This is a genomic window from Kribbella hippodromi (assembly GCF_039531045.1).
GTDB lineage: Bacteria > Actinomycetota > Actinomycetes > Propionibacteriales > Kribbellaceae > Kribbella > Kribbella hippodromi.
Genome location: NZ_BAAAPH010000015.1, coordinates 21,239 through 46,617 on the forward strand (window position 1 = coordinate 21,239; position 25,379 = coordinate 46,617).

General features: G+C 69.0%; 23 protein-coding genes and 1 tRNA gene. 9 read left to right on the top strand and 15 right to left on the bottom strand.

Annotated features, from left to right (window positions below):
• Positions 1-38: 38 nt before the first annotated feature.
• On the bottom strand, positions 39-1,022 hold the full coding sequence (whiA, locus tag ABD260_RS22600; protein ID WP_344236013.1) for a DNA-binding protein WhiA: 984 nt from the start codon (positions 1,020-1,022) through the stop codon (positions 39-41).
• 151 nt (positions 1,023-1,173) lie between these two features.
• Here whiA and ABD260_RS22605 point away from each other — a divergent pair, with 151 nt between their 5' ends.
• Together ABD260_RS22605 and ABD260_RS22610 are read left to right on the top strand one after the other, a co-directional pair.
• On the top strand, positions 1,174-1,677 hold the full coding sequence (locus tag ABD260_RS22605; RefSeq protein WP_344236015.1) for a SigE family RNA polymerase sigma factor: 504 nt from the start codon (positions 1,174-1,176) through the stop codon (positions 1,675-1,677).
• Entirely contained in the window at positions 1,674-2,549 is an 876-nt protein-coding gene (locus tag ABD260_RS22610) for a hypothetical protein (protein WP_344236017.1), read from the top strand. The genes ABD260_RS22605 and ABD260_RS22610 overlap by 4 nt, the downstream gene beginning before the upstream one ends.
• Before the next feature lie 6 nt (positions 2,550-2,555).
• Here the strand turns inward: ABD260_RS22610 and ABD260_RS22615 are convergent, their stop codons facing one another.
• Genes ABD260_RS22615 through uvrC form a run of 3 tightly spaced genes read right to left on the bottom strand, consistent with a single transcriptional unit; the run spans position 2,556 to position 6,513 of the window.
• Positions 2,556-3,524, bottom strand: coding sequence for a gluconeogenesis factor YvcK family protein (locus tag ABD260_RS22615; protein WP_425553371.1), 969 nt, complete (start codon positions 3,522-3,524; stop codon positions 2,556-2,558).
• Between the two features lie 56 nt (positions 3,525-3,580).
• Complete coding sequence (gene rapZ, locus ABD260_RS22620; RefSeq protein WP_344236021.1) at positions 3,581-4,447, bottom strand: RNase adapter RapZ; 867 nt, start codon at positions 4,445-4,447, stop codon at positions 3,581-3,583.
• Complete coding sequence (gene uvrC, locus ABD260_RS22625; RefSeq protein WP_344236023.1) at positions 4,447-6,513, bottom strand: excinuclease ABC subunit UvrC; 2,067 nt, start codon at positions 6,511-6,513, stop codon at positions 4,447-4,449. The genes rapZ and uvrC overlap by 1 nt, the downstream gene beginning before the upstream one ends.
• An 82-nt stretch (positions 6,514-6,595) precedes the next feature.
• Here uvrC and ABD260_RS22630 point away from each other — a divergent pair, with 82 nt between their 5' ends.
• Together ABD260_RS22630 and ABD260_RS22635 are read left to right on the top strand one after the other, a co-directional pair.
• On the top strand, positions 6,596-7,051 hold the full coding sequence (locus ABD260_RS22630; RefSeq protein ID WP_344236025.1) for a DUF6194 family protein: 456 nt from the start codon (positions 6,596-6,598) through the stop codon (positions 7,049-7,051).
• Between the two features lie 149 nt (positions 7,052-7,200).
• Entirely contained in the window at positions 7,201-8,466 is a 1,266-nt protein-coding gene (locus ABD260_RS22635) for a S8 family peptidase (RefSeq protein ID WP_344236027.1), read from the top strand.
• A 378-nt stretch (positions 8,467-8,844) separates the two neighbouring features.
• Here ABD260_RS22635 and ABD260_RS22640 read toward each other — a convergent pair whose 3' ends face one another.
• A complete protein-coding gene (locus tag ABD260_RS22640; protein WP_344236029.1) occupies positions 8,845-9,339 on the bottom strand; it encodes a Rieske (2Fe-2S) protein in 495 nt (164 codons plus the stop codon).
• Between the two features lie 247 nt (positions 9,340-9,586).
• On the opposite strand from ABD260_RS22640, the gene ABD260_RS22645 reads away from it, so the two are divergent.
• Complete coding sequence (locus ABD260_RS22645; RefSeq protein WP_344236031.1) at positions 9,587-10,483, top strand: hypothetical protein; 897 nt, start codon at positions 9,587-9,589, stop codon at positions 10,481-10,483.
• A 268-nt stretch (positions 10,484-10,751) separates the two neighbouring features.
• Here ABD260_RS22645 and uvrA read toward each other — a convergent pair whose 3' ends face one another.
• A complete protein-coding gene (gene uvrA, locus ABD260_RS22650; RefSeq protein WP_344236033.1) occupies positions 10,752-13,778 on the bottom strand; it encodes an excinuclease ABC subunit UvrA in 3,027 nt (1,008 codons plus the stop codon).
• A gap of 216 nt (positions 13,779-13,994) precedes the next feature.
• On the opposite strand from uvrA, the gene ABD260_RS22655 reads away from it, so the two are divergent.
• Together ABD260_RS22655 and ABD260_RS22660 are read left to right on the top strand one after the other, a co-directional pair.
• Positions 13,995-14,654, top strand: a complete 660-nt coding sequence (locus ABD260_RS22655) for an MBL fold metallo-hydrolase (RefSeq protein WP_344236035.1) — start codon at positions 13,995-13,997, stop codon at positions 14,652-14,654.
• Positions 14,651-15,208: a GNAT family N-acetyltransferase gene (locus ABD260_RS22660; RefSeq protein ID WP_344236037.1), complete on the top strand. Its 558-nt coding sequence runs from the start codon at positions 14,651-14,653 to the stop codon at positions 15,206-15,208. Before ABD260_RS22655 ends, ABD260_RS22660 begins: the two co-directional genes overlap by 4 nt.
• On the opposite strand, the gene ABD260_RS22665 is transcribed toward ABD260_RS22660, so the two are convergent.
• On the bottom strand, positions 15,195-16,148 hold the full coding sequence (locus ABD260_RS22665) for a S1C family serine protease (protein ID WP_344236039.1): 954 nt from the start codon (positions 16,146-16,148) through the stop codon (positions 15,195-15,197). The two genes, ABD260_RS22660 and ABD260_RS22665, sit on opposite strands and share 14 nt — an antisense overlap.
• Positions 16,149-16,258: 110 nt before the next feature.
• On the opposite strand from ABD260_RS22665, the gene ABD260_RS22670 reads away from it, so the two are divergent.
• Positions 16,259-16,804: a TetR/AcrR family transcriptional regulator gene (locus ABD260_RS22670; protein ID WP_344236041.1), complete on the top strand. Its 546-nt coding sequence runs from the start codon at positions 16,259-16,261 to the stop codon at positions 16,802-16,804.
• Positions 16,805-16,901: 97 nt separating this feature from the next.
• Positions 16,902-19,073, top strand: a complete 2,172-nt coding sequence (locus ABD260_RS22675) for an MMPL family transporter (protein ID WP_344236043.1) — start codon at positions 16,902-16,904, stop codon at positions 19,071-19,073.
• On the opposite strand, the gene ABD260_RS22680 is transcribed toward ABD260_RS22675, so the two are convergent.
• The 8 genes from ABD260_RS22680 to ABD260_RS22715 all read right to left on the bottom strand — a co-directional run bounded on the left by ABD260_RS22680 (position 18,984) and on the right by ABD260_RS22715 (position 25,375).
• Positions 18,984-19,889 (bottom strand): group I intron-associated PD-(D/E)XK endonuclease, encoded by a 906-nt coding sequence (locus ABD260_RS22680; RefSeq protein ID WP_344236045.1) that lies wholly within the window; start codon positions 19,887-19,889, stop codon positions 18,984-18,986. The two genes, ABD260_RS22675 and ABD260_RS22680, sit on opposite strands and share 90 nt — an antisense overlap.
• Positions 19,890-19,940: 51 nt before the next feature.
• Positions 19,941-20,015: transfer RNA gene (locus tag ABD260_RS22685), tRNA-Pro, on the bottom strand.
• Between the two features lie 70 nt (positions 20,016-20,085).
• On the bottom strand, positions 20,086-21,453 hold the full coding sequence (gene der / locus ABD260_RS22690) for a ribosome biogenesis GTPase Der (RefSeq protein ID WP_344236048.1): 1,368 nt from the start codon (positions 21,451-21,453) through the stop codon (positions 20,086-20,088).
• The gene (locus tag ABD260_RS22695) at positions 21,446-22,174 is read right to left on the bottom strand and encodes a lysophospholipid acyltransferase family protein (protein WP_344236050.1); all 729 of its coding nucleotides are present in this window, start codon (positions 22,172-22,174) and stop codon (positions 21,446-21,448) included. The genes der and ABD260_RS22695 overlap by 8 nt, the downstream gene beginning before the upstream one ends.
• Positions 22,171-22,848: a (d)CMP kinase gene (gene cmk, locus ABD260_RS22700; RefSeq protein ID WP_344236052.1), complete on the bottom strand. Its 678-nt coding sequence runs from the start codon at positions 22,846-22,848 to the stop codon at positions 22,171-22,173. The genes ABD260_RS22695 and cmk overlap by 4 nt, the downstream gene beginning before the upstream one ends.
• A 112-nt stretch (positions 22,849-22,960) precedes the next feature.
• Complete coding sequence (locus ABD260_RS22705) at positions 22,961-24,034, bottom strand: prephenate dehydrogenase (protein WP_344236054.1); 1,074 nt, start codon at positions 24,032-24,034, stop codon at positions 22,961-22,963.
• Between the two features lie 71 nt (positions 24,035-24,105).
• Entirely contained in the window at positions 24,106-24,474 is a 369-nt protein-coding gene (aroH, locus tag ABD260_RS22710) for a chorismate mutase (RefSeq protein ID WP_184832232.1), read from the bottom strand.
• Positions 24,475-24,514: 40 nt separating this feature from the next.
• Positions 24,515-25,375: a bifunctional 5,10-methylenetetrahydrofolate dehydrogenase/5,10-methenyltetrahydrofolate cyclohydrolase gene (locus ABD260_RS22715; RefSeq protein ID WP_344236057.1), complete on the bottom strand. Its 861-nt coding sequence runs from the start codon at positions 25,373-25,375 to the stop codon at positions 24,515-24,517.
• Positions 25,376-25,379 lie beyond the last annotated feature (4 nt).

The window sequence follows — 25,379 nt, forward strand, 5'->3', positions numbered from 1 at the left end:
CGCAAGGGGTTCGCAGTGGGCTGTGGGTAACGATTCGGTCAGGCCGGGTCGAGCATGTCCGGGGTGAGGTTGGCTTCGGTGTTGGGGATGCCGAGGTCGGAGGCGCGTTTGTCGGCCATGGCGAGGAGGCGGCGGATGCGGCCGGCCACCGCGTCCTTGGTGAGCGCCGGTTCGTGCAGCTGGCCGAGCTCTTCGAGGCTGGCCTGCTTGTGTTCGAGCCGGAGCTTGCCGGCAATCTGCAGGTGGTCGGGGACGTCGTCGCCGAGGATCTCCAGCGCGCGCTCCACCCTCGCACCGGCGGCCACCGCGGCCCGAGCGGAGCGGCGCAGGTTGGCGTCGTCGAAGTTGGCCAGCCGGTTCGCGGTCGCGCGCACCTCGCGCCGCATCCGGCGCTCCTCCCAGGCCAGCACCGATTCGTGCGCACCGAGCCGGGTCAGCAGCGCACCGATCGCGTCTCCGTCCCGGATCACCACCCGGTCGACGTTGCGTACCTCGCGAGCCTTCGAACCGATCCCAAGCCGCCGCGCGGCACCGACCAGCGCGAGCGCCGCCTCCGGTCCCGGGCAGGTCACCTCGAGCGAGGACGACCGGCCGGGCTCCGTCAGCGAGCCGTGCGCCAGGAACGCGCCCCGCCAGGCCGCTACCGCGTCACAGGACGCCCCGGACACGACCGCCGGCGGCAACCCACGGACCGGCCGGCCGCGGTTGTCCACCAGCCCGGTCTGGCGCGCCAGCGCGTCACCGTCCCGGACCACCCGGACGACGTACTTGGTCTGCTTGCGGATTCCGGACGGGGAGATCACCACGACGTCCGACGGGTGACCGAAGATCTCGGCAATGTCCTTCCGCAACCGCCGCGCCGCCGCGCCGCTGTCCAGCTCCGCTTCCACGACGATCCGCCCCGACACCAGATGAAGCCCACCCGCAAACCGCAGAATCGACGAAACTTCAGCCTTCCGGCAGCACGGTTTCGTCACCTGAATACTGGTCAGCTCGGACTTCACCTGTGCTGTCATCGCCATAGAAAGCATCCTCCCACCCATGTCAAAGACCCTCGGATCACCAACGGGCCGCGGCTGCTCCGGTTACGGGTTCCGGATCCGGCTGCAACCTTTTGGGCCAGCGGGTGCGTTACCTCCCGCGACCATGTGAGCCGAGGTCGAGAGGAGGGGTATGAGGTCAGCGGACGAAGCCGAGTTCACCGAGTTTGCGGGGAGCATGATTCGGCGGTTGCGGCGTACGGCGTACCTGATGTGTGGTGACTGGCACCGGGCCGAAGATGCGGCGCAGGACGCGTTGGTGAAGGTCTATCGGCGGTGGAACCGGATCGATCGCAGCCAAGGGCTGAACGGGTACGCGCATCAGTGCCTGGTGACGGCGGTGTTCGACCAGGGGCGGAAACCGTGGCGGCGTGAGCGGCTGATCGACGTGCACGAACCACCGCAGGTACACGACTCGGTCGGTTCGGTGAACGACCGGATGCTCGTGGTGCAGGCACTCGCCTCGCTACCGCCCGGCCAGCGCGCGTGCGTCGTACTGCGGCACTACGCCGACCTCAGCCTCGAGCAGACCGCCGAGATCGTCGGCGTCAGCGTGGGTGGTGTGAAGAGCCAGACGTCCCGCGGCCTCGCCCAGCTTCGCGAACTTCTCGACCAGACCGAAAGGAGTGCCTCGTGAGCAACGACATCGAACGCCTGCTGGCGAACGCCGCCGACGACACCGACCAGCCCTTGAACACCAGCCCCGGCGAGATCGTCGGCCGCGCCCGGCGGTCGGCCCGCAAAGCCCGGATCGCGACCATCTCGACCTCCGTACTGACCGCGGCCGCGGTCATCGGCGGCGCCGCGGCCTGGTCCGCGCACCGCGTCGACGGCGAAGCACCGGTCGCGGGTGCGGGCCAGACCGTCACAGTGGATGTGAAGACCGGCTGGCTGATCGACCGGGAGACGGGTAAGGCCATCGCGCCCGCACCACCGGTCAGCCGGGTCAGTGACAGCGACATCATCAAGCGCTGCGCCGGCTACGACAAATCGCCGAGGTACGAGCCGGTGCCGGCCTGGGACAAGGCCGGCCCGGTCACCGCCCGGTGGAAGGTCGCGGTGAAGACGAGCTCCGGCGGCGCCATTGGCGCGACGCTTGTCTCGCCGGATCGCACGGTCGTGGCCGTCTGTAACGCCACCGACGGCAAGTATCCGAGCTGGGGCTTCGGCCGCCGGCCGCTGTCCCCCGCGCCGGCCGACGGCCTCGTCTTCGAGGCCGGGCGGATCGACGGATTGCGCGTACCGGCCACGGTGACGAAGGTGCTCGTCGAGGTACCCGGCGAAAAGGTACTACGGGAAGCACTGCTCGGCTCGGACGGCATCTACCGGATCGGCGTCGTCCCGAGCCCTCCCGGCACGGCCCGTGGCGCCACGATCCAGAAGCCACGCATCCGCGGGTACGACGCGAACGGCCGCAAGGTACTTGACCGGGTGATCCCGTTCGCGATCCAGAAGCTGCCGGCGATCACGTTCCCGATCCAGAAGCAGCCGGTGACCCCGCACCGCTGACCGGGGTCAGCTGAGGATCTCGCGGTAGACCTTTGCCAGTTTGTCCGGGGCGTGGTGCAGGTCGCGGTCGTCGTCCGCGACGTCCGCGATCACCAGCTCGGCCCCGAGGGACTGTGCCGTCCGGCGCAGTGACTCGGGGTCGGGCACGTGGCCGGTGTCGGCGAGGACGACGTCGATGCGCAGGTCGGGGGCGTGCGCGGCCAGCACCTCGAGGTGCGTCTCCGGCGAGAACCCGTCGGTCTCGCCCTTCTGTTCGCCCAGGTTCAGCGTGATCAACCGGCGCGCGCTGGTCTGCTCAAGGCCGCGGCAGAGCGCGGGTACCAGCAAGTTCGGAATCACCGACGTGAACCAGGAGCCTGGGCCGACGACCACCCAGTCGGCTTCCGCGACAGCAACCAGCGCCTCGGGGCATGCCGGTGGGTCGGCGGGATCGAGCGCGACGTCGACGACGTGACCCTCGGTCGACGCGACATCGGCCTGGCCGCGGATCTCGGTGATCGCCTCCGGATGGTCCGGGTCGAGGCCGAGCACCCGCGCGGTGATGTCGAGCGGTACGGCCGACATCGGCAGTACACGTCCTTGCGCACCGAGCAGCCGCGCCACCCAGTCGAGCCCGTCGACGGCCTCACCGAGCAGCTCCCACAACGCGACGATCAGCAGGTTGCCGACCGCGTGGTCGTGCAGTTCACCGTTGCTGCGGAACCGATGCTGAAGCACATCGGCCCACGTACGCCCCCACTCGTCGTCGCGGCACAGCGCGGCCAGCGCCATCCGCAGGTCGCCCGGCGGCAGCACACCGAGCTCTTTGCGCAGCCGCCCGGACGAGCCACCGTTGTCCGCGACGGTGACGACCGCGGTCAGCTGATCGGTGACATGGCGAAGAGCAGACAGGGACGCGGCCAGCCCGTGTCCCCCGCCCAAAGCGACAACCCTGGGTGGCCGGCGGGGGCCTGGGGGTCGCTCCCCAGATGACACGTCAGAGCGCCTTGCCCCGTGCTCTCCGCGGGCAGAGCTGCCCCAAGCGCTCTGATTCACTCCCGCCCCAGGTCCCTGTGCACGACCAACGTCGGCGATCCCTTCTCGCGCAGCCTGCGGGCGATCTCCTCGGCCATCGCGACGCTGCGGTGCTTACCCCCGGTGCAGCCAATCGCGACGGTGACGAAGCGCTTGCCCTCGTTCAGGTAGCCGGTCCGCAGGGTGTCCAGCACGTCCACGTAGTTCTGCAGGAACTGCTGGGCCAGCGGATGGCCGAGCACGAAGTCTGACACAGGCCGGTCCCGACCGGTCATCGGGCGCAGGTCGGGCTGCCAGTACGGGTTCGGGATGAAGCGCATGTCGGCGACCACGTCGGCGTCCACCGGGATGCCGTACTTGAAGCCGAACGACACCACCGTCGCCCGGAGCTCCGCGTTCTCCTCGTCGCCGAAGGCGTTCACGATCTTCGCGGCCAGCTGGTGGATGTTCAGGCTGGAGGTGTCGATCACCAGGTCGGCGCCGGCCCGGATGTCGCCGAGCAGTGCGCGTTCGCGCTGGATGCCGTCCAGCAGCCGGCCCTCGCCCTGCAGCGGGTGCGGCCGGCGGACACTCTCCTGCCGGCGCACGATCACGTCGTCGGACGCCTCCAGGAACAGCGTCAGCGGCCGGAAGCCCTTCAGCCGCAGGTCGTGGATCGCCGAGCTCAGCTCGTCGAAGAACAGCCCGGTCCGGACGTCGACGACAACGGCGAGCCGCGGCGCCGCGCCGGTCCCGACGGTCTGCTCGACGATGGTGGTGAGGAACATCGGTGGCAGGTTGTCCACCACGAACCAGCCGAGGTCCTCCAGTACGTCGGCGACCGAACTCCGGCCCGCGCCGGACATCCCGGACACGATGATGAGGTTGCCGCCCGTGTCGTCCATCAGTTCTCAGTTCTCCCCTGCATCCCCGTGGTCTGCCCGTCATCGCCGGCGGCCGCATCGTTCGGCCGCGGTCCGGCCGGCGCCGGGACGTCGTCGCCAAGTATCTCGCCTGTGGCCGTGTTCACCGACGGCGCCCGGCCGGTTTCCGCCTGAGTTGCGGCAGCGTTCACCGCGAGGACCACCGACTCCGCCGTCCGGCGGCCGAAACCGGGCAGTGCCTCGACCTCGTCGAGCGTGGCCGCACGCAACTTCTTCAACGATCCGAAGTGCCGCAGCAGCGTCTTCCGGCGTACGTCACCCAGCCCCGGCACTTCGTCGAGGACGCTCTCCACCATCGACTTCGACCGGCGGTTGCGGTGATGGGTAATGGCGAACCGGTGCGCCTCGTCGCGCAGGCGCTGCAGCAAGTACAGCCCTTCCGACGTACGCGAGAAGATGACCGGGTCTTCCTCGTCCGGCAGCCAGACCTCTTCCAGACGCTTGGCCAGACCGCAGACCGGGATGTCGCCGAGGCCGAGCTCGTCCATCGCCTGCCGGGCCGCCGCGACCTGGGGCGGACCGCCGTCGACCACCACCAGCCCGGGCGCGTAGACGAACTTCTTCGCCCGCCCGGTCTCGGGATCGACCAGCGCCGCGTTCGGGTCCTCGTCGCCGGTCATCGTCGCCCGCTCGTCGAGCAGGCGCTTGAAGCGGCGGGTCAGCACCTCGGCGATCGAGGCGACGTCGTTCTGCCCCTCGACGCCCTTGATCACGAACCGCCGGTACTCGCTCTTCCGTGGCAGGCCGTCCTCGAAGACGACCATCGACGCGACCACCTCGGTGCCCTGCAGGTTCGAGACGTCGTAGCACTCCAGCCGCAGCGGCGCCTCCGGCAGGTCCAGCCCGGCCTGGATCTCCTCCAGCGCCTGGTTCCGGGTGGTCAGGTCGCTGGCGCGCTTGGTCTTGTGCATCGTCAGCGTCTGCAGCGCGTTGCGCTCGACGGTCTCCATCAGCGCCTTCTTGTCGCCGCGCTGCGGCACCCGGATCGCGACGCGCGCGCCGCGCGTACGCTCCAGCCACTCGGTCAGCGCCTCGGCGTCGTCCGGCATCGTCGGGACCAGGATCTCCCGCGGAATCGCATCGCCGGAATCACCCGCATACGTCTGCTGGATGAACTGTGAGACCAGGTCGGCCGTGGTCGCCGTACCGTCCGCCTTGTCCGCGATCCAGCCGCGCTCACCGCGAATCCGGCCGCCACGGACGTAGAAGATCTGCACCGCTACTTCGAGCGGGTCCTCGCTGAGCGCGATCACGTCGGTGTCGGTGCCGTCGCCGAGCACGACCGCGTTCTTCGCCAGCGCCTTCTCCAGCGCGGCCAGGTCGTCGCGGATCTTCGCGGCTCGCTCGTACTCCAGCTCGGCCGCCGCGGCCTGCATCTCCTTCTGCAGCCGGCGCACGTACGTGGAGGTCTGGCCGGAGAGGAAGGCGGCGAAGTCGTCGACGATCTTCCGGTGCTCCTCCTGGCTGACCTGACCGGTGCAGGGCGCGGCACATTTACCGATGTACCCGAGCAGGCACGGCCGGCCGATCTGCCGGTGCCGGTTGAACACACCCTTGCTGCACGAGCGCATCGGGAACACGCGCAGCAACAGGTCGACGGTCTCCCGGATCGCCCAGGCATGGCTGTACGGACCGAAGTAGCGCACGCCCTTCTTCTTCTGGCCGCGCCCGACCATCACGCGCGGATAGTCCTCGTTGAGGGTGATCGCGAGCCACGGGTACGACTTGTCGTCCCGGTACTTCACGTTGAAGCGTGGGTCGTACTCCTTGATCCAGGAATACTCCAGTTGCAGTGACTCGACCTCGGTGCTGACCACCGTCCACTCGACCTTGGCGGCCGTCGTCACCATCGCCTGCGTCCGGGGATGCAGGTTCACCAGATCCTGGAAGTACGACGACAAGCGGGCGCGCAGGTTCTTCGCCTTGCCGACATAGATCACCCGGCCGGCGGAGTCACTGAAGCGATAGACACCCGGCGAGTCAGGGATCGATCCCGGAGCGGGACGGTAGGAGGAGGGATCAGCCACCAGACCACCCTAGTTCGGCCCACGGACAAATCCGGAATTCCGGCAAAGTCTCCACTGCGACTTCAATGACACACTTGAAGGTATGACGATCGAAGAGCTTGACCTGAGATTTCGTGGGTACGACGGGGTGCGGATGCTCGAAGGACAGGGCGACCTGTTCTACCTGTACGACCCGGCCGCTGATCTGCCACCGGAGCGGCAGCAGCCGTTCGCCACCATCGTCACCGGGGATCACTACGAGAAGGTGTCGCGGCTGGACGAACCAGGCGCCTGGCGATTGAACCTCGCGCTGACCAAAGCCACGTACACGTCGCTGTTCGGTCCGGTGCCGACCGAGCGGAACGCCGACTGGGTGCTCGACTCGGGACACGACTACAGCGCCCGGGACACGTTGATGCCGCATCCGTTCTATGCCGCCCAGCACTGGGTGGCGATCGTGAACCCCACCGGTCTGGACCAGCTGTTGCCGTTGATCGAGGAGTCGTACGCGTTCGCGGCCCGGAAGTTCGCCAACCACCAGGCCCGCCAGAGCTCCTGAACGTTGCGGTCCTGTTGCGGGTTGGCCCATAAGCCTGGGTTGACCCCCGGCTGGGATGGGCGCACTCCCTAGCGTGTGAATCAGGGTAGATGTGCAGGACCTTTGCGTGAGGCAACAAGGCCTGGCGCTGACACGAGGGAGTTCCGCCCATGTTCCCATCCCTTCGCAGGTTCCCAGCACTCCGCCGGCCACGCGCCGCGATCGGCTTGCTGGCTGTGTCCGCGCTCGCCGTCAGCGGCGCCGCCACGGCCGGGAGCGCCGCAGCTGTCCCGGATCCGGCCGGTCCGGACGCGACCGGCTCCGGCGCGGTGGCGATCCGCGGCGCCGGCAGCCCGAACGCGATCCCCGGCAGTTACATCGTCGTGCTGGCCGGCCAGAACTCGCGCGCCCAGACCCGGGTCGCCACCCAGAGCCTGGCCGCGAGCTACGACGTCAAGGTGAAGGACCAATACGACTCGTCGATCAAGGGTTTCTCCGCCGCGATGGACGCGGATCAGGCCAAGAAGCTGGCCGGCGATTCACGCGTCGCGTACGTGCAGCAGAACCAGAAGATCACCGTCAGCCAGGACGATCCGCCGTGGGGCCTGGACCGCGCCGACCAGCGCGATCTGCCGCTGGACAAGAAGTACGAGCCGACGTCGGACGCGAAGAACGTGAATGTGTACGTGATCGACACCGGCATCTACGCGAAGCACAAGGACTTCGGTGACCGCGCTTCGGTCGGTACCGACACGGTCGGCGACGGGCAGAACGGTGTCGACTGCATGGGCCACGGCAGCCACGTGGCCGGCACCATCGGCGGCACGACGTACGGCGTCGCGAAGGCCGCGCATCTCGTCGCGGTCCGGGTGCTCGACTGCAAGGGCTCCGGGTCGACCGAGTCCGTGGTGGCCGGCATCGACTGGGTGACCAAGAACGCCAAGAAGCCGGCGGTCGCGAACATGAGCCTCGGCGGCGGCGCGGACGACGCGCTGGACGCCGCGGTGAAGGCGTCGATCGGCGCGGGCATCACCTATGCCGTTGCGGCAGGCAACGAAGGCACCGACGCCTGCCAGGGCTCACCGGCCCGCGAGCCGCTGGCGATCACCGTCGGCGCCACCGACGCCAAGGACCAGCGCGCGACGTTCTCCAACTTCGGTAAGTGCGTCGACCTGTTCGCGCCGGGGGTCGACATCACTTCGGTCGGCATCACCGGGCCGGACGCGACAGCGAAGATGAGCGGTACGTCGATGGCGACACCGCACGTCGCCGGCGGCATCGCCCTGTACCTGGCCGACCACCCGGACGCCACACCGGCCGACGTCACCAAGGCCCTCGTCACCGACTCCACCCCCGACAAGGTCACCGACCCAGGCGCCGACTCCCCCAACAAACTCCTCTACCTCGGCAAAGTAGACCCAGCCGCCGCCCACTGACCCACCCCACCCCACCCCGCACCGCACACGCCGCACCCACCGCACACGCCGGGCGGCGCCACACGTACGCCACACGCCGCACCCACCGCACACGCCGGGCGGCGCCGCTCGTACGCCACACGCCGGACCCACCGCACCCACCGCACCGACCGCACCGACCGCACGCCGGACGCGCCGCACCGCGCGCCCCGACGCCATTTCAGGGGTTCACCTCCAAGGGTGCTCGTTCACCATCCGCAGGCGGGTGGTGAACGGGCACTTTCAGGGGTTAACCCCTGAAACGGATCCGACGACAGAGCGGGTGGTCGCGAGGGGGGTGGGTGGCGCGGGGTCGGTGGAGCGGGAAGGGGTGGGGTCGGTGGAGCGGGAAGGGTGGGGTCAGGCGGATTCGACGATGTTGGTGCCTTGGACCTTTACGTTGACCGCGGGGAGGGGGGTGGAGGCCGGGCCGCTGACGGGGCTGCCGTCGGTGATGCTGAAGTGGCTGTTGTGGAACGGGCAGACGATCTGCCCGTTCTCCACTGAACCGATCGGGTTCCCTTGGTGCGTACAGATCGCCGAGAAGCCCTTGTACTGACCCGCCGTCGGCTGGGTCACGACCACCTTCGCGTCGGTGAACACCTTCCCGCCGCCCACCGGTACGTCGGCCACCGGGCCGAGCACCGTGCCGCTGCCGCCCGCCGATGGCGTACCCGAAGCCGGCCCGGAACCGCTCGCGGACGGTGCCGTACCGGTGGTGCCGCCGCTCGTACCGCTGCCGCCGGTGTCGTTGCCGCCACAGGCCGCGAGGATCGGCGCGCTCGCACCCACGAGCGCGGCCATCGCCGCGCAACGGAGTACGGTCCGCCGGTCCCGCGTGGTGTCATCGGTCATGAATCCGGACCTCCAAGAGCCTGCCGGCCGAAGTAGTTGAACGTTCTCTAACGACTCAAACGACTGGGTCAGCCGATTGGTTCACCCGCGGCCGGATTGAACCGACGTTTGAAGGTTTCCGGCTGATGGCGATCCCGGCCCGCCGTGGCGCTAGGGTTTCCTTCGGCAGCGTACCCACCGAGAGGCAGGGACTCGGTCCGCACCCGCCCTGGGGCCCGGCACACTGTACTGGTGGGAGAGGCATGAAATGACAGGCACGACCGACGACACGACGGTGATGCGGGCGATCGCCGACCTCGCGCCGATCTGGTTCCCGGGCTGCGTCGTGGACACCGCGGAGCGGACGGTCGAGGTGGGCTGGGGCCGCGGCGCGCTGCAGATGTCGGCGGTGGTCGGGCTCCGGGAGATCATCGAGCGCTGTGACCAGTTGCCGCAGCAGCGGTGGGCCGAGCAGATCGAGGCATGGTTGCGGGCGGTCGTCGCGGAGGGCGAGCTCGCGACCGAGGAGCATCGGTACGGCGACGTCGGCGAGCGTCAGCGTGCTTTGCTGGTGCAGCGTGGTTGGTCGGCACGGACGGCGGGCCCGGTCGCGGATACATTGATTCCGTTCGGCGATCACTTCGAGGTGGTCGTGTTCGTCCGGACCGGGTCGGAGCTGCGGCGGCTGACCGTCGTACGCCGCTCGATGCTCGGGCTGGGTGAGCCGGACGTGCCGTCGCCGGTGCAGCTCAGTTTGCAGGAGATCGCGGATTTGGAGCCGGTCGAGCAGGACGGCATCTCGGTTCTGCACCGGGAGGACGATCCGCTGGTGTCGATGGCGATCGTCGACCGGGAGGACATCCTGCCGCAGGCGTCGATCGGGCTGGGCGTACTGGTTGGTGTACCGCGCCTGAGCACTGTCGCGTACTGCCCGGCGGACGCGGGTCAGGCGGTCGCGGATCGGTTGGCCCAGTACGTCGCCGACACCTACCGCGGCGCTTCTGACCAGTGCTGCCCCGACCTGTTCTGGATCCAGGGCGACCGCATGGTCCAAATCCCAGTCACCCTGGCCGACCCGCCGGCAGCAGTCCTCCCCCAGTCCCTACTCCCCACCCCCCGGAGAACCTGGCTCCGCCACCTCCTCCTACAACTCTTCCGCCGCTAACACCACAACTCCCCACCAAACCCCGCCGGCCACGGACGAAGCTGACCGGCCGATACGAAGCGCCGCCAACCACCCGCTCCCCGCCGAGGCAGCTCGCCCGCCCCGGCGCCTACAGCAGCCGCTCGGTCGGACTCGCCTTACCGGCGTCTGCAGCTAGCGCACTGATCCCCGGCCGGCGGCTGCCACCCCGCCCGCACAGTCAGCTCGCCCCGACCGTCCTGTCGTAGAGGACGGTCGGTGGGGCGCGGCGGTTCAGCGTGTAGGGCGGTTAGCGGGTTGCTCGCTTTCTTGGGGCTGCCTTTGTGGCTGGTGCCGTCTTCTTGGTTGCGGCCTTCTTGGCGACGGCCTTCTTGGCGGGGGGTGTTTTCTTGGCGGCTGCCTTCTTGGCGGCGGGTGCTGTCTTCTTTGCCGGGGCGGCGGCGGCCTGCTTCTTGGCGCTTGGTTTGGCGGCGCGGCCTTCGAGGATTTCGGCCAGGAAGGTGCCGGTGTACGACGCGGGGTTGGCCGCGACCTGTTCCGGCGTGCCCTCCGCGACCAGCGTGCCGCCGCGGCGACCACCGTCCGGGCCGAGGTCGATCAGCCAGTCGGCGGTCTTGATCACGTCCAGGTTGTGCTCGATCACCAGCACCGAGTTGCCCTTGTCGACCAGACCGCTCAGCACGCCGAGCAGCTTCCGGATGTCCTCGAAGTGCAGGCCCGTGGTCGGCTCATCCAGCACATACACCGTACGGCCGGTGGACCGCCGTTGCAGCTCCGACGCCAGCTTCACCCGCTGCGCCTCACCGCCGGACAACGTCGGCGCCGGCTGACCCAGCCGCACGTACCCCAGCCCGACCTCGACCAGCGTGGTCAGATGCCGCGAAATCGCCGGGATCGCCGCGAAGAACTCCGACGCCTCCTCGATCGGCATGTCCAGCACGTCCGCGACCGTCTTGCCCTTGTAGTGCACCTCGAGCGTCTCGCGGTTGTACCGCGCGCCGTGGCACACCTCGCACGGGACATACACATCCGGGAGGAAGTTCATCTCGATCTTCAGCGTGCCGTCGCCGGAGCACGCCTCGCACCGGCCGCCCTTCACGTTGAACGAGAAGCGGCCCTGCTGATACCCACGGACCTTCGCCTCGGGAGTGTCCGCGAACAACTTCCGGACGTGGTCCCAGACCCCGGTGTACGTTGCCGGGTTCGACCGCGGTGTCCTGCCGATCGGTGACTGGTCGACGTGGATGACCTTGTCGACCAGCTCCATCCCGGAGATCTTCGTGTGCCGCCCGGGGACCGCCCGCGCGCCGTAGATCTGCCGTGCCAGCGACGTGTACAGGATGTCGTTCACCAGCGTGGACTTGCCCGAGCCGGACACCCCGGTGACCGCGACGAACACCCCGAGCGGGATGGTCACGTCGATGTCCTTCAGGTTGTTCTGCCGGGCGCCGTACACGGTCAGCTCGCGGCCCTCGGTCAGCGGCCGGCGGATCGCCGGGATCGGGATCTCGCGGCGGCCGGACACGTACGCCCCGGTGATCGAGTCCGGGTGGTTGCGCAGGTCCTCGACGGTCCCGGACACGACCACCTGGCCGCCGTGCTCACCGGCGCCCGGGCCGATGTCGACGACCCAGTCGGCGTGGTCGATGGTGTCCTCGTCGTGCTCGACCACGATCAGCGTGTTGCCGAGCTCCTTGAGCCGGACCAGCGTCTCGATCAGCCGCCGGTTGTCCCGCTGGTGCAGGCCGATCGACGGCTCGTCCAGCACATACAGCACGCCGACCAGCCCGGAGCCGATCTGCGTCGCGAGCCGGATCCGCTGCGCCTCACCGCCGGACAGCGAACCGGCCGGCCGACTCAGCGCCAGATAGTCCAGGCCGACGTCGAGCAGGAACTGCAGCCGCTCGCCGATCTCCTTGACCACCCGCTCGGCGATCTGCTTCTCGCGCGTCGACAGCTCCATCTGGACCAGGAACGCGTGCACCTCGTCGATCGACATCGCGCTGATCTCGGCGATGTTCTTCCCACCGAGCGTGACCGCGAGCGAGATCGGCTTCAGCCGGGCACCGTTGCAGGCCAGGCACGGCACCTCGCGCATGTACTCCTCGAAGCGCTCCCGCCCGGTGTCGCTGGACGCCTCCGCGTGCCGGCGCTCCACGTACGGAATCACGCCTTCGAAGGTCGTGTAGTACGACCGCTCGCGGCCGTAGCGGTTCTGGTACGAGACGTGGACCTGCTTGTCGTGCCCGGTCAGCAGCGCCTTCTTCGCCTTCGCGGGCAGTTCCCCGAACGGCGTACTGGTCTTGAACTTCAGGTCCTTGGCCAGCGCCTCCAGCAACCGCTCGAAGTACTGCGTGACGTTCTGCCCCGACCAGGGCTGGATCGCGCCTTCGTCCAGTGACTTCGACGGGTCCGGGACCAGCAGCTCCGGGTCGACCTCCATCCGGGTACCCAGCCCCGCGCACACCGGGCAGGCACCATACGGCGAGTTGAACGAGAACGACCGCGGCTCCAGCTCGTCGATCGCGAGCGGGTGGTCGTTCGGGCAGGCGAGCTTCTCGGAGAACCGGCGCTCGCGGTGCGGGTCCTTCTCCGGCAGGTCGACGAAGTCCAGCACGACCAGACCACTGGCCAGGCCGAGCGCGGTCTCGACCGAGTCGGTCAACCGCTGCTTCGCCGAGCTCTTCACCGCGAGCCGGTCGACGACCACGTCGATGCTGTGCTTCTTCTGCTTGTCCAGCTTCGGCGGCTCGGTCAGCTGGATCGTCTCGCCGTCCACCCGCGCCCGGGCGAAGCCCTGACCGGTCAGTTGCCGGAAGAGGTCTACGTACTCCCCCTTGCGGCCGCGGACCACCGGCGCGAGCACCTGGAACCGGGTGCCCTCGTCGAGCTCGAGAACCCGGTCGACGATCTGCTGCGGAGTCTGCCGGGCGATCGGCTCACCGCACTCGGGACAGTGCGGCCGCCCGGCCCGGGCGAACAGCAGCCGGAGGTAGTCGTACACCTCGGTGATCGTGCCGACCGTGGACCGTGGGTTCCGCGAGGTGGACTTCTGGTCGATCGAGACGGCCGGCGACAGGCCCTCGATGAAGTCGACGTCGGGTTTGTCCATCTGGCCGAGGAACTGCCGCGCGTACGCCGACAGGGACTCCACGTACCGCCGCTGGCCCTCGGCGAAGATGGTGTCGAAGGCCAGGCTGGACTTCCCGGACCCGGAGAGGCCGGTGAAGACGATCATGGCGTCCCGCGGCAGGTCGACCGAGACGTCCTTCAGGTTGTGCTCACGCGCTCCGCGCACGATCAGACGGTCAGACACAAGCTCACTCTCAGCGGTTCTCGAGGGGTATCCGGGTGGATCTCTGGCATGCCCGGTCATGCTAACGAGGCCCACCGACAAAAACTTCCGCCGACGGATCCGGCACCCGGCTTCGAAAGTATATTCGATCATCTCCGCTGCCCCGGACCGGACCTGACGCGCCGTCGCCGGGAGTGCGAGGATCGTCGGAGTCACCGAACTCCAGGGAGAATCGCGATGCCCGAGTACCACGGAAACGTCAAGGTCGGCGGGCCGGCTCAGACCCACGAGCTGGCCAAGTTGATGATCACCAAGGTCGCGGTCGGGCCGATGGACAACAACGCCTACCTGTTGCGTTGCCGGCAGACCGACGAACAGGTGCTGATCGACGCCGCGAACGAGGCGGACACGCTGCTCCAGCTGATCGGCGACGGCGGCCTGGCCCGGGTGATCACCACGCACCAGCACCGGGACCACTGGGAGGCGCTTGCCGAGGTGGTCGCGCGGACCGGGGCCACCACGGTCGCGGGCCGGGACGACGCCGAGGGCATCCCGGTGCCGACCGACCAGCTCGTCGACGACGGCGACCAGATCGCGGTCGGCCGGTGCAGCCTGCGTGTCATCCACTTGAAGGGCCACACGCCCGGGTCGATCGCGCTGGTGTACGACGACCCGGACGGCGCGCCGCATGTGTTCACCGGCGACTCGCTCTTCCCGGGCGGCGTCGGCAACACGCATGGCAGCAAGGAGGACTTCGCGTCGCTGATCAACGACGTCGAGACCAAGCTGTTCGGCACCCTCCCGGACGAGACGTGGGTGTACCCGGGCCACGGCTCCGACACCACCCTCGGCACCGAGCGCCCGCACGTCGCCGAGTGGCGCGAGCGCGGCTGGTGACAGCCGGACAGCCCAGCAACGGCGGCTTCGCCGAGTACCGGCCGGGAGTCGATCGACAGTCGGTCGACGTCCGTGTCCGAGCCGCCAAGGAGGCGGATCTCGACGCGTGCGCCGAGCTGATCGTCTCGCGGACCGGTGGCTCGGCCGCTGACCGCCGTACGCGCCTGCTCGCCGATCTGGAGGACCCGGAGCGGTACATCGCGGTGGCCGAGGTCGGCGGGCAGGTGGTCGGGTACGGCGGGGTGATTCGGCATGACGTCTCCCCCGGCGACCCGCCCAATACCGCCCCGAGTGGGTACTACCTGATCGGGCTGATCGTGGCGCCGGAGTGGCGGCGGCACGGTATCGGCGACCTGCTCACGGAAGATCGGCTGCGCTGGATCGCGGACCGGGCCGATGCCGCGTACACCTTCGTCAACCTCGGCAACGGCGCGATCCTCGACCTCCACCAGAGGTTCAGGTTCACCGAGCTCACCCGCGACTTCACCTTCCCCCGCGCTCCACTCCAGCCGGGGACCTGCGTACTGCTCCGGGCCGGGCTCACCGGTCAGTGAGCTCGGCCGGGTACGCGATCACGTCGACCAGTGCGTTGTTGCGGATCGCGGTGATCTCGGTCCGGCTGGCGATCGCGTCCTCGAAGAGCTGACGCTGCAACGACTGCGCGTCCCGGAGCGGCACCCCGTCGACCGCGAGGACCAGATCGCCCGGTCGGAGCCCCGCGGCGGCGGCCGGGCTGGCCGGGATCACCTCGACCACCCGGAGCGCCGTACGCTGCCCGAACCGCTCCGCGAGCGCCGGCCGCAGCGGGGCGGGCGTACTGACCAATCCGAGGTACGCGCGCCGTACGCGGCCGTCGTGCAGCAACGAGTAGATGATCCGCCGAGTCGTCGAATTCATCGGCACGGCCAGCCCGAGGCCGATGCCCGCGACCGCCGTGTTGATGCCGATCACCCGGCCGTTGCCGTCGGCGAGCGCTCCGCCCGAGTTGCCGGGATTCAGGGCCGCGTCGGTTTGGATCACGTCCTCGATGATCCGGTTCGCCGAGCCGCTGCGGACCGGTAGCGATCGGCCGAGTGCGCTGACGACGCCCGCGGTCACGCTGCCGGCCAGACCCAGCGGATTGCCGACCGCGACGACGAGATTTCCGACCTTCAACCGGTCGGCATCGCCGTACTCAGGTGGGTCCGGGATGTCCCGATCGGCGCGCAGCACGGCCAGGTCGGACAGGCGATCCACCCCGATCACGCGCGCCCGCGCCGTCGTACCGTCCGCGAACTCGGCCGCGGCCGCCGAGGCGTCGCCGACGACGTGCGCATTGGTCAGCAGGTGCCCGTCCCCCGTCAGCACCACCGCCGAGCCGGATGACTCGCCGCCACGACCAGACGATCCGGTGATCCGCAGGCTCGCGACCCGCGGGATCAGCCGCTCGGCCACGCCCGAGACCACGCGGGAGTAGGCATCCAGTACGTCGTCCCCGGCCAGCTCGTCAGCCATCGCCCTCGCCTCCTGAATTACATCATTACACCGAGCCCAAGGACGTGAACCGGACCACAATCCTGACCGATCGGTTGAAAACTGGCCGATCGGTCAGTCAGGATGTTTGCATGGCAGTCACCACCGCCCGGGAACGCACCCGGCACGAGATCGTCCGGCAGGCGATGGACCTGTTCCAGGCCGGTGGCTACAACGCGACGTCACTGCAGGACATCGCGACCGCGGCCGGCTGTTCCAAGGCGACCGTGCTGTACCACTTCAGCGGCAAGCCAGCCGTGCTGGCGGCCGTCCTCGAGCCCGCCGCTGCCGACCTGGCCCGCCTCGTCGCGGCCGCGGCCGAGTTGCCCCGGGCCGCGGCGCAGGAGCTCGCGATCCGGCAGTTCATCGACCTCGCGGTCGTCTACCGCGGTGTCATCGACGTGATCCAGGACGTGATCCCGATGATCGCCGAGATGCCGGAGATCGGGCCGCTGGTCGCCGATGGCATCCGGCTGACCGAGTACATGGCCGGGTCCGAGGACCCGCTGGAACGGGATCTCGCCAAGTTCGCGGTGAACGGACTGCTGGGCGAGTGCCGGCACTCCGACCAGCGCACCGCCGAAGACCTCCGAAGACTCTGCGAAATCGCCCTGCGACGCCTCCTCCGTCACGGTTGAGACCCCGCACCACTCACAGCTTTCGAACAGCCGCACCCGCACAGCATCGCGGGCGCTGACCTCTGCCCGTACATCATCCGAACGGACGCTTTCTCCGATGGCCAATCTGCTGTACCGGCTCGGCCGGTTCTCCTATCAGCGCCGGCGGCTCGTCGCTGCCGTGTGGGCGCTCTTCCTGGTCCTGCTCGGCGTCGGCGCGCTCACGCTCGGCGGCAAGACCGCGAACACGTTCTCGATCCCGGGTACGGAGTCGCAGCGCGCGCTGGACGCCCTGAAGCAGGAACTCCCGGCCGCGAGCGGTGCCTCCGCGACCGTCGTCGTGCAGGCACCGGACGGGAAGACGCTCGCCGATCCGACCGTCAAGGCCGCGGTCGGCGCCACCGTCGCGAAGGTGACCAAGGTACCCGACGTGATCGCGGCGATCGATCCGTTCACCAGCAAGGCGATCAGCCCGGACGGGCGTACCGGGTTGATCAGCGTCCAGTTCGACAAGCCGGCCGACGAGTTGCCCAGCGCGAGCTCGGACGGGTACGACGGTTTGAGCGGACTGAGCTCCGGTGATCTCAAGGTGGTTCCGGGCGGTCAGATCAAGGCCGGGGTCCCGGAGATCGGGGCGACCGAGGTGATCGGTGTGGCGGTCGCGGCCGTCGTCCTGGTCGTCACGTTCGGCTCGCTGGTAGCGGCCGGCATGACGCTGCTCACGGCCCTGATCGGCGTCCTCGCGGGCATGGCCGGCCTGCTTGTGGTCACCGCATTCACCGATGTCTCGTCGACCGCGCCGATCCTGGCGCTGATGCTGGGCCTCGCGGTCGGGATCGACTACGCACTGTTCATCAGCTCGCGGCACCGGTCGCAGCTCGCCGACGGGATGGACCCGGAGGAATCGGTCGGCCGAGCGACCGCGACCGCCGGATCGGCGGTGCTGTTCGCCGGCGCGACCGTGGTGATCGCGCTGGCCGGTTTGTCGGTGGTCGGCGTACCGTTCCTGACCGCGATGGGCCTGGCCGCCGCGGCGACCGTACTCACGGCCGTACTGGTCGCGCTGACGCTGCTGCCGGCGCTGCTCGGCTTCGTCGGGAACCGGGTGCTGCCACGCAAGGTCCGGAAGGCGACCGCACCGACCCACAAGACCGAGGGATTCGGGTTCCGCTGGGGCCGGTTGGTGACCCGCCTCCGCGTACCGATCGTTGCCGTCGGCATCATCGGACTCGGACTGCTGGCGATCCCGGCGAAGAACATGCAGCTCGCGCTGCCGGACGGAGCATCCGCCGCGGCCGGTACGAATCAGCGGGTCGCGTACGACCTGACCGCTGCCGCCTTCGGGCCGGGCGCCAACGGGCCGCTGATCGTGGTTGTGAAGGGCAACGACGCGGCGACGGCGAACACCTTGGTCCAAGGCGTGCTCGGGAAGACGCAGGGCCTGGCCGATGTGGTCGCGGCCCAGCCGGCGGCGGCCAGCCAGGACGGTACGACGCGGCTGGTGCAGGTGATCCCGAAGAGCGGCCCGGCCAGCGAAGAGACCTCCGAGCTGGTGAAGAACCTGCGCTCCGCGGTGAAACCACTCGCCACCGGTGACTCGAGCATCTCGGTGACCGGCAACACCGCGGTCGGCGTCGATGTGTCGAACAAGTTGTCCGACGCACTACCGACGTACCTGTTCGTCGTGATCGGCTTGTCGTTCCTGCTGTTGCTGCTGGCGTTCCGGTCGGTGCTGGTGCCGTTGAAGGCGACCCTCGGGTTCGTCCTGACGATCGGCGCGACGTTCGGGATCACCGTCGCGGTGTTCCAGGAAGGTCACCTGGCGAAGCTGTTCGGGGTCGACTCCCCCGGTCCACTGGTCAGCTTCCTGCCGATCATCATGATGGGCATCCTGTTCGGGCTCGCGATGGACTACGAGGTGTTCATCGTGTCCCGGGTCCGGGAGGAGTTCGTGCACGGCCGGCACGCGAACGACGCCACCATCCAGGGCCTCGGCCACGGCGCCCGCGTCGTCACCGCCGCCGCGCTGATCATGGCCTCGGTGTTCGCCGGCTTCATCCTGGTCCACGACCCGATCATCAAGGCGATCGGCTTCGGCCTCACCATCGGCGTACTCATCGACGCCTTCGTGGTCCGGATGACCTTGGTCCCAGCCATCCTCAGCCTGCTGGGCGACCGGGCCTGGTGGTTCCCCCGCTGGCTAGACCGCATCACTCCGCGCGTAGACATCGAAGGCGAAACCCTGCGGCTCGAAACGCCGGAGCCCAAGGAACTCGCGAACGTACGCTGAGCCCGGACGTGGGGCGTCGGCGCCCGCCGATGCCCCACTCCGCAACAAACTCGACGCATCCCCCACCCGGTACGGCGCGTAGCTCTCGGCCGAGATGCCCACTCGCCCCGCCAGCACACCACTTGGAATGACGTAGATGCTCCCGTCACCGAGCACGATGAAGAACAGGTCGATCGACTCGGGGTCATATGGCATCTTGCTCGCCGACTTGTCCAGAACGTACGGCCGCCGGCCGATACCCACATGCCAGTAACCCCGTGCATTGCGGGATGCACAGGACTTCACCTGCACGCGCTGGATGCCCCTGGAAGTCGTGACCAGCAGGTCGTACTCCTGCGGCTCGATCGGCAGAGCGACCGCGCATCCACGCAAGGTGAACCAGGCCATCGCCAGCGCGGCCGCCGAGTAGCGGAGCATCTCCGGCCGGACGGGCTCATCGAACACCTGGTCGGGGTCCGCCTGGGCGGGCGGCGACTTCAGATGAGTGCAGTCCAAGCCCAGTCGTACAGCGTGACCTTTGACCCGGGTCCGGTCCTCACCGTTGTCGACAATCGCGAGAGCCGCGAGCACGTCGGCCCAACAGCTCGCCGCCGCGACAGCATCCCGCAGCTGCTGATCAGACCAGCGGCGCTGTCCCGTGAAATGCGTGGACTCGAGCTCGAGGCGCGCGGCGTGCCGCTTGACGGTCCGAATCACGCCCGCGGAGGTCGCCTTCAGCCCCAGCGCGCGGGCGACGGAACGCCATGAGCGATTGTTCGCGACCGCCTGCCTCAACTGGTCGTCGTTCCAGGTTCGTCGATCTTTCGTCGCAGCCATAGGGACGAAAGTAAAGCGGGGTACCGACAATTTCGGTACCCCGCTTTGACGTCGGGCCGGCGAGATTTGAACTCGCGCTCTCCGGTCCCCCAGACCGGCGCGTTAACCAAGCTACGCTACGGCCCGTCGCCCCGCTCCGAAGAGCGAACGGGGAATACCTTACCCCATCCGGGAAGCCGGTCTGACCACTGGCCGGTCAGCGTTTCTTGTTCTTTTGGCGGGGGCGGATCTGGACGTGGACGGGGCTGCCGACGAAGCCGAAGTCTTCGCGGAGGCGGCGTTCGATGAAGCGCTGGTAGGAGGCTTCGAGCTGGCCGGAGGTGAAGATCGCGAAGGTCGGCGGCATCGTGGTGGCCTGCGTGCCGAACAGGATCTTCGGCTGCTTGCCGGAGCGGACCGGGTGCGGGTGCGCGGCGACCAGGCGGCCGAGGAACGCGTTCAGCTGGCCGGTCGGGACGCGGGTCTGCCAGCCGTCCAGCGCGGCCTCGATCGCGGGCACGAGCTTCTCCATGTGCCAGCCGGTGAGGGCGCTGATGTTCACCCGCGGCGCCCAGCGGAACTGCACCAGGTCGCGGTCGATCTCGCGCTCCAGGTAGTAGCGCCGCTCCTCGTCCATCAGGTCCCACTTGTTGTACGCGATCACCAGCGCCTTGCCGGCTTCCTCGACCGCGTTCATGATCCGCAGGTCCTGCTCGGTGATCGACTCCGACGAGTCGATCACCACCACGACCACCTCGGCCCGCTCGATCGCGGCGTTCGTCCGCAGCGATGCGTAGTACTCATGGCCTTGGGCGTTCTTGACCTTGCGGCGGATGCCGGCGGTGTCGATGAACCGCCACTCCTGCCCGCCGAGCGTGATCAGCTCGTCCACCGGGTCGACGGTGGTCCCGGCAACGTCGCTGACGACGACGCGGTCCTCCTTGGCGACCTTGTTCAGCAGCGAGGACTTGCCCACGTTCGGCTTGCCGACGATCGCGACCCGGCGCGGACCGCCGGTCTCACCGTCGCGCTCGGCCGGCGCCTCGGGCAGCGCGGCGAGGACGGCGTCCAGCATGTCGCCGGTACCGCGCCCGTGCATGGCCGACACCGCGAACGGTTCGCCGATGCCGAGGCTCCACAAGTTCATCGCCTCGGACTCGATCCGCTGGTCGTCGACCTTGTTCGCGGCCAGCACGACCGGCTTACCGGACTTCCGCAGTACCCGAACCACCGCCTCGTCGGCGTCCGTGATGCCGACCACCGCGTCGACCACGAACAGCACCGCGTCGGCCGCGTTGATCGCGACCTCCGCCTGCGCGGCGACCAGGGCGGCCATCCCGACCGCGTCCGGGTCCCAGCCGCCGGTGTCGACCACGGTGAACTCGCGGCCGGCCCAGTTCGCGTCGTAGGAGACCCGGTCCCGGGTCACGCCCGGGGTGTCCTCCACGACCGCCTCGCGGCGGCCGATGATCCGGTTGACCAGCGTGGACTTGCCCACGTTCGGCCGGCCGACGATCGCGAGCACGGGCAGCGGACCGGCGTCTTCCCGGTCATGCGTCGGTACGTCGATGGGCAGGTCAGTCATGGGGGTCCTTCTCGTCTCGCCAGCCCGGAAGTGGGTGGCCGGTTTCTTCGACGGCCGCCTTCACATGGGCGCGCAGCGCGTCGCCGATGTGGACAGCGACCGCCTGTACGTCGGAATGTCTCCTGGGAAAGGGTACGCGGTCGATCACGAAAGGCTCGCCGTACACCACGTCGACGCGGCTTCCGGACGGTGGATGACCCTCCACGCTCCCGTTCGGCAACCGCGTACCCATCAGCGCGACCGGCAGGATCGGCGCCCCGGTCACCATCGCCAGGTACGCGACCCCGGTACGAATCCGGCTGAAATCGCCCGGTCCCCGGGTGCCCTCCGGGTAGATGTTCAGGACCCGGCCGTCGCGCAGCACCTGGATCGACCTCCGGACCGCCAGCGGGTCGTACGAGCGCCGGTCCACCGGGATCTGGCCGATCCGCCGCAGGAAAACGCCCTGGAACCCGCCGAACACCTCGATCTTGCCGAGCTGATGCAGCATCCGGGGCGCGACCGCACCGAGCAGCGGAGCGTCCAGCAGGCTCAGGTGGTTCGGCGTCATCAGCAACGGACCGGTCATCGGAAACCGGTCCTCGTGGTGAATCGTCAGGTTGTACTTGCGGAAGAAGTACGGCTTGGCGAGCTTCCGCATCGGCAGCGCCAGCCGGTACGGCAACGGCGGCAGATCGTCCGTCCGGGGCAGCTCCTTGTGCCCGGTGATCTCCGCCGTCATGGCACGTCCCGGGTCTCGGCCTCCTTCGCGAGGCGGCTGATCGCGTCGATGACCTCGTCCAGGGACAGGTACGTCGAGTCGATGGTGACCGCGCCGTCGGAGGCGACCTGGAACTCGGACACGGTGGCGTCGTCGGCGTCCCGCCGGACGATCTGGTCGCGGAGCTGCTCGGCGGTCACCGAGCCCGCCGCCAGCTCGGCGCCGCGGCGGGCCATCCGGGCGTCCTGGTCGGCGGTCAGCAGCACCTTCAGCTCGGCCTGCGGCGCGACCACTGTGGCGATGTCGCGGCCCTCGACGACGATCCCGCCGGTCGGCTGGGCGGCGTCGATGATCGCGCGCTGGCGCCGGATCAGCTCCTTGCGGACCTCGAGGTTGGTGGCGATCTTCGACACCACCGCGCTCAGCTCCGGCTCCCGGATCGCGGCCGCCACGTCCGTCCCGTCGGCGACCACGAACTGGTCGGCCGGGTCGGTGCTGAGCTCCAGCCGGAGCTCACGAGCACGTTCGGCGACCGCCTCGGTGTCGTCCAGGTCCAGGCCGCGCTCGACCGCCGACCAGGTCACTGCCCGGTACATCGCGCCGGTGTCCAGGTACCGCAGGCCGAGCCGGGTGGCCACTCCGCGGGCGGTACTCGATTTCCCGGAGCCGCTCGGGCCGTCCACAGCGATGATCATGCCCCGAAGATTACCTTCGAGCAGGGACAAGTTCGGCACCGTACCCCAGCGCACCGATGACGGCTTGTGCGACCGCTGGCGCGCTACAACACGCCAGCGGCCAAATAACCCGCTAGCGGTGGACTACCCAGCCGCGGTCGGTGAGGACGGTGACCAGTTGGTCGACCGAGGTGGGCTTGACCGCCAGCTCGACCTCACCGACGGGGCGGCCGGGGCTGTGGTCGATGCGGAGGTCTTCGACGTTGGCACCGGACTCGGCCGCGTCCGCGAACAAGCGGGCCAGCTGACCCGGGCGGTCCGGGATCGTGACCAGAACGGTGACCAGCTCGATGTGCGGCGTGCCGTGCTTACCCGGCACCCGGACCGCGCCAGATGCGCCCTGACCGAGAATCGCGGTCAGCTCGTCCGCCGCCTCTTCCTTGCCCAGGGCAACGAGCAGCCGATCGAGCTCACCGCGGATCTGCTCCAGCAGGCCGGTCAGCGCGGTCGAGTTCGCGGACACGATCTGGGTCCACAGCTTCGGATCACCGGCCGCGATTCGCGTCACGTCCCGCACCCCCTGACCGGACAACTGCAGATGCGACGACGGCGCGTCCGTCAGCGTGCCGGCCGCGAGCGCCGACATCAGATGCGGCAGATGCGACACGCGAGCCACACCGAGATCGTGGTCCTCGACCGACATCTCGACCGTCCGCGCACCTGCAGCCTCGGCCAGCCGCCGGACCAGATCAACCGCTTCGGGGTCGCTGGTCTCATGCGGCGTGATCGCCCAGGTAGCGCCGTCGAACAGGTCGGCGCGCCCAGCCAGCGGGCCGTTTCGCTCCGAGCCGGCCATCGGGTGACTACCGACGTACCGGCTGAGATCGCCGGTGAGCCGGCGCGTATCCGCGAGCGGCTTGGACTTCACGCTGGCCGCGTCGGTGACGATCGCCCCGCTGCGCTCGGTCAGCTCGAGCTGCTGCGCGATCACCGTGCCGGCATGGTCGGGCGGTACGGCAACGACGACCAGCTGTGGTTCGAGCTCGACCGACCGTGATCCGGCGCCGATCCGCTCGGCCATCAGCGCGTTGTCGGCGTTGCCGTCGACGAGTTCCACGACCACGCCGAGCCGGGCCAGCGCGAGGCCGATCGACGTACCGATCAGCCCGGTCCCGACGATCCGGACCGGGCCACGCAGCTCACTCACCGCACGACTCGCTCACGGCGGCTTCGCTCACGATGGCTTTGGTCACGGCGGTCGCGTTCACTGGATCTCGCTCACTGGGCGCCGGTCAGATCCGGACGCAGCGCGACCGCCCCGTGCAGGTACACGTGCTGGATCTTGTCCCGCGACCGCGGCGTCTCGGTGTGCAGCATCAGCCGCACCACCCGGGGCAGCGCGTGCGGGACCGGGATCTCCTGCATGCACATCAGCGGTACGTCGGTGAGCCCGATCTGCCGCCCGGCGACGGCGGGAAACTCCGACCGCAGGTCCGACGTGACGGTGAAGAGGATGCTGATCAGGTCCTCGTTCTCCAGATCGTTCGCCTCCAGGACCGCCTTCACCAGCTCCGCGGACCGCTCGAGCAGGTGCTCGCGCTCGTCGACGTCCAGCTGGGTGGCACCCCGGATCGCCCGTACCGCCACGTCTCGCCTCCTCAGGCCATCACTCGCTGTCCCCCCAAGCCTAGGCCAAGGTGGTCAAAGACTGGACAGCCGTCTCAGCCGCGTCCACTGTCTGCTCCAGCAACAGGGCGATCGTCATCGGTCCGACCCCGCCCGGAACCGGCGTGATCAGGCGCGCCACCGCGGCCGCTTCGGCGAAGTGCACGTCGCCCAGATTGCCCTCGTTGTACCCGGCATCGACCACGACCGCGCCCGGCTTCAGCCAGTCACCGCGGACGAACTCCGGCTTCCCGACGGCCGCGACCACCACATCTGCGGTCCGGACCAGCTCGGGCAGGTTTTGGGTACGGGAGTGCGCGTACGTGACCGTCGCGTTCGATGCCAGCAGCAACATGCCGGCCGGCTTGCCGAGGATCGGACTGCGGCCGATCACGACGGCGTGCGCGCCTTCCAGCGGTACGTCGTACGCCGCCAGCAGCCGCATGATCCCGCCGGGTGTCGCGGACCGGAAACCGGGATCCCCGAACGCCATCGCCGCGAACGACCGCATCGTCACGCCGTCCACGTCCTTGGCCGGGTCGATCGCCTCGAAGGCGGCCCGTTCGTCGATCTGCGCGGGTACGGGGTGCTGCAGCAGAATCCCGTGCACGGCCGGGTCCTCGGACAGCTTCCGGATCTCCGCGACCAACTCGTGGGTCGACGTTTCGGCGGGCAGCACGACGCTGACCGAAGCGATCCCGGCCTTCTTCGACCGGTTCTGCTTCATCCGTACGTAGGTGGCCGACGCCGGGTCGTCACCCACCAGCACGGTCGCGAGGCACGGCTGGACGCCGGTCCGCTCCTGCAGCGCCCGCGCCCGCTCCGCCGCCTTGGCCACCATCTCGGCGGCGAGGTCGGTCCCGATCATCAGTTCAGCAGTCATCCGC

Coding starts and splice junctions, on each gene's coding strand:
- ABD260_RS22630 (WP_344236025.1), top strand. CDS start 6,596: ATGACGATCGAAGAGCTTGACCTGAGATTTCGTGGGTACGACGGGGTG.
- ABD260_RS22715 (WP_344236057.1), bottom strand. CDS start 25,375: ATGACTGCTGAACTGATGATCGGGACCGACCTCGCCGCCGAGATGGTG.
- ABD260_RS22645 (WP_344236031.1), top strand. CDS start 9,587: ATGACAGGCACGACCGACGACACGACGGTGATGCGGGCGATCGCCGAC.
- ABD260_RS22655 (WP_344236035.1), top strand. CDS start 13,995: ATGCCCGAGTACCACGGAAACGTCAAGGTCGGCGGGCCGGCTCAGACC.
- ABD260_RS22680 (WP_344236045.1), bottom strand. CDS start 19,889: ATGGCTGCGACGAAAGATCGACGAACCTGGAACGACGACCAGTTGAGG.
- rapZ (WP_344236021.1), bottom strand. CDS start 4,447: ATGGACGACACGGGCGGCAACCTCATCATCGTGTCCGGGATGTCCGGC.
- ABD260_RS22635 (WP_344236027.1), top strand. CDS start 7,201: ATGTTCCCATCCCTTCGCAGGTTCCCAGCACTCCGCCGGCCACGCGCC.
- ABD260_RS22695 (WP_344236050.1), bottom strand. CDS start 22,174: ATGACGGCGGAGATCACCGGGCACAAGGAGCTGCCCCGGACGGACGAT.
- cmk (WP_344236052.1), bottom strand. CDS start 22,848: ATGATCATCGCTGTGGACGGCCCGAGCGGCTCCGGGAAATCGAGTACC.
- ABD260_RS22675 (WP_344236043.1), top strand. CDS start 16,902: ATGGCCAATCTGCTGTACCGGCTCGGCCGGTTCTCCTATCAGCGCCGG.
- whiA (WP_344236013.1), bottom strand. CDS start 1,022: ATGGCGATGACAGCACAGGTGAAGTCCGAGCTGACCAGTATTCAGGTG.
- ABD260_RS22670 (WP_344236041.1), top strand. CDS start 16,259: ATGGCAGTCACCACCGCCCGGGAACGCACCCGGCACGAGATCGTCCGG.
- ABD260_RS22605 (WP_344236015.1), top strand. CDS start 1,174: ATGAGGTCAGCGGACGAAGCCGAGTTCACCGAGTTTGCGGGGAGCATG.
- ABD260_RS22665 (WP_344236039.1), bottom strand. CDS start 16,148: ATGGCTGACGAGCTGGCCGGGGACGACGTACTGGATGCCTACTCCCGC.
- ABD260_RS22640 (WP_344236029.1), bottom strand. CDS start 9,339: ATGACCGATGACACCACGCGGGACCGGCGGACCGTACTCCGTTGCGCG.
- der (WP_344236048.1), bottom strand. CDS start 21,453: ATGACTGACCTGCCCATCGACGTACCGACGCATGACCGGGAAGACGCC.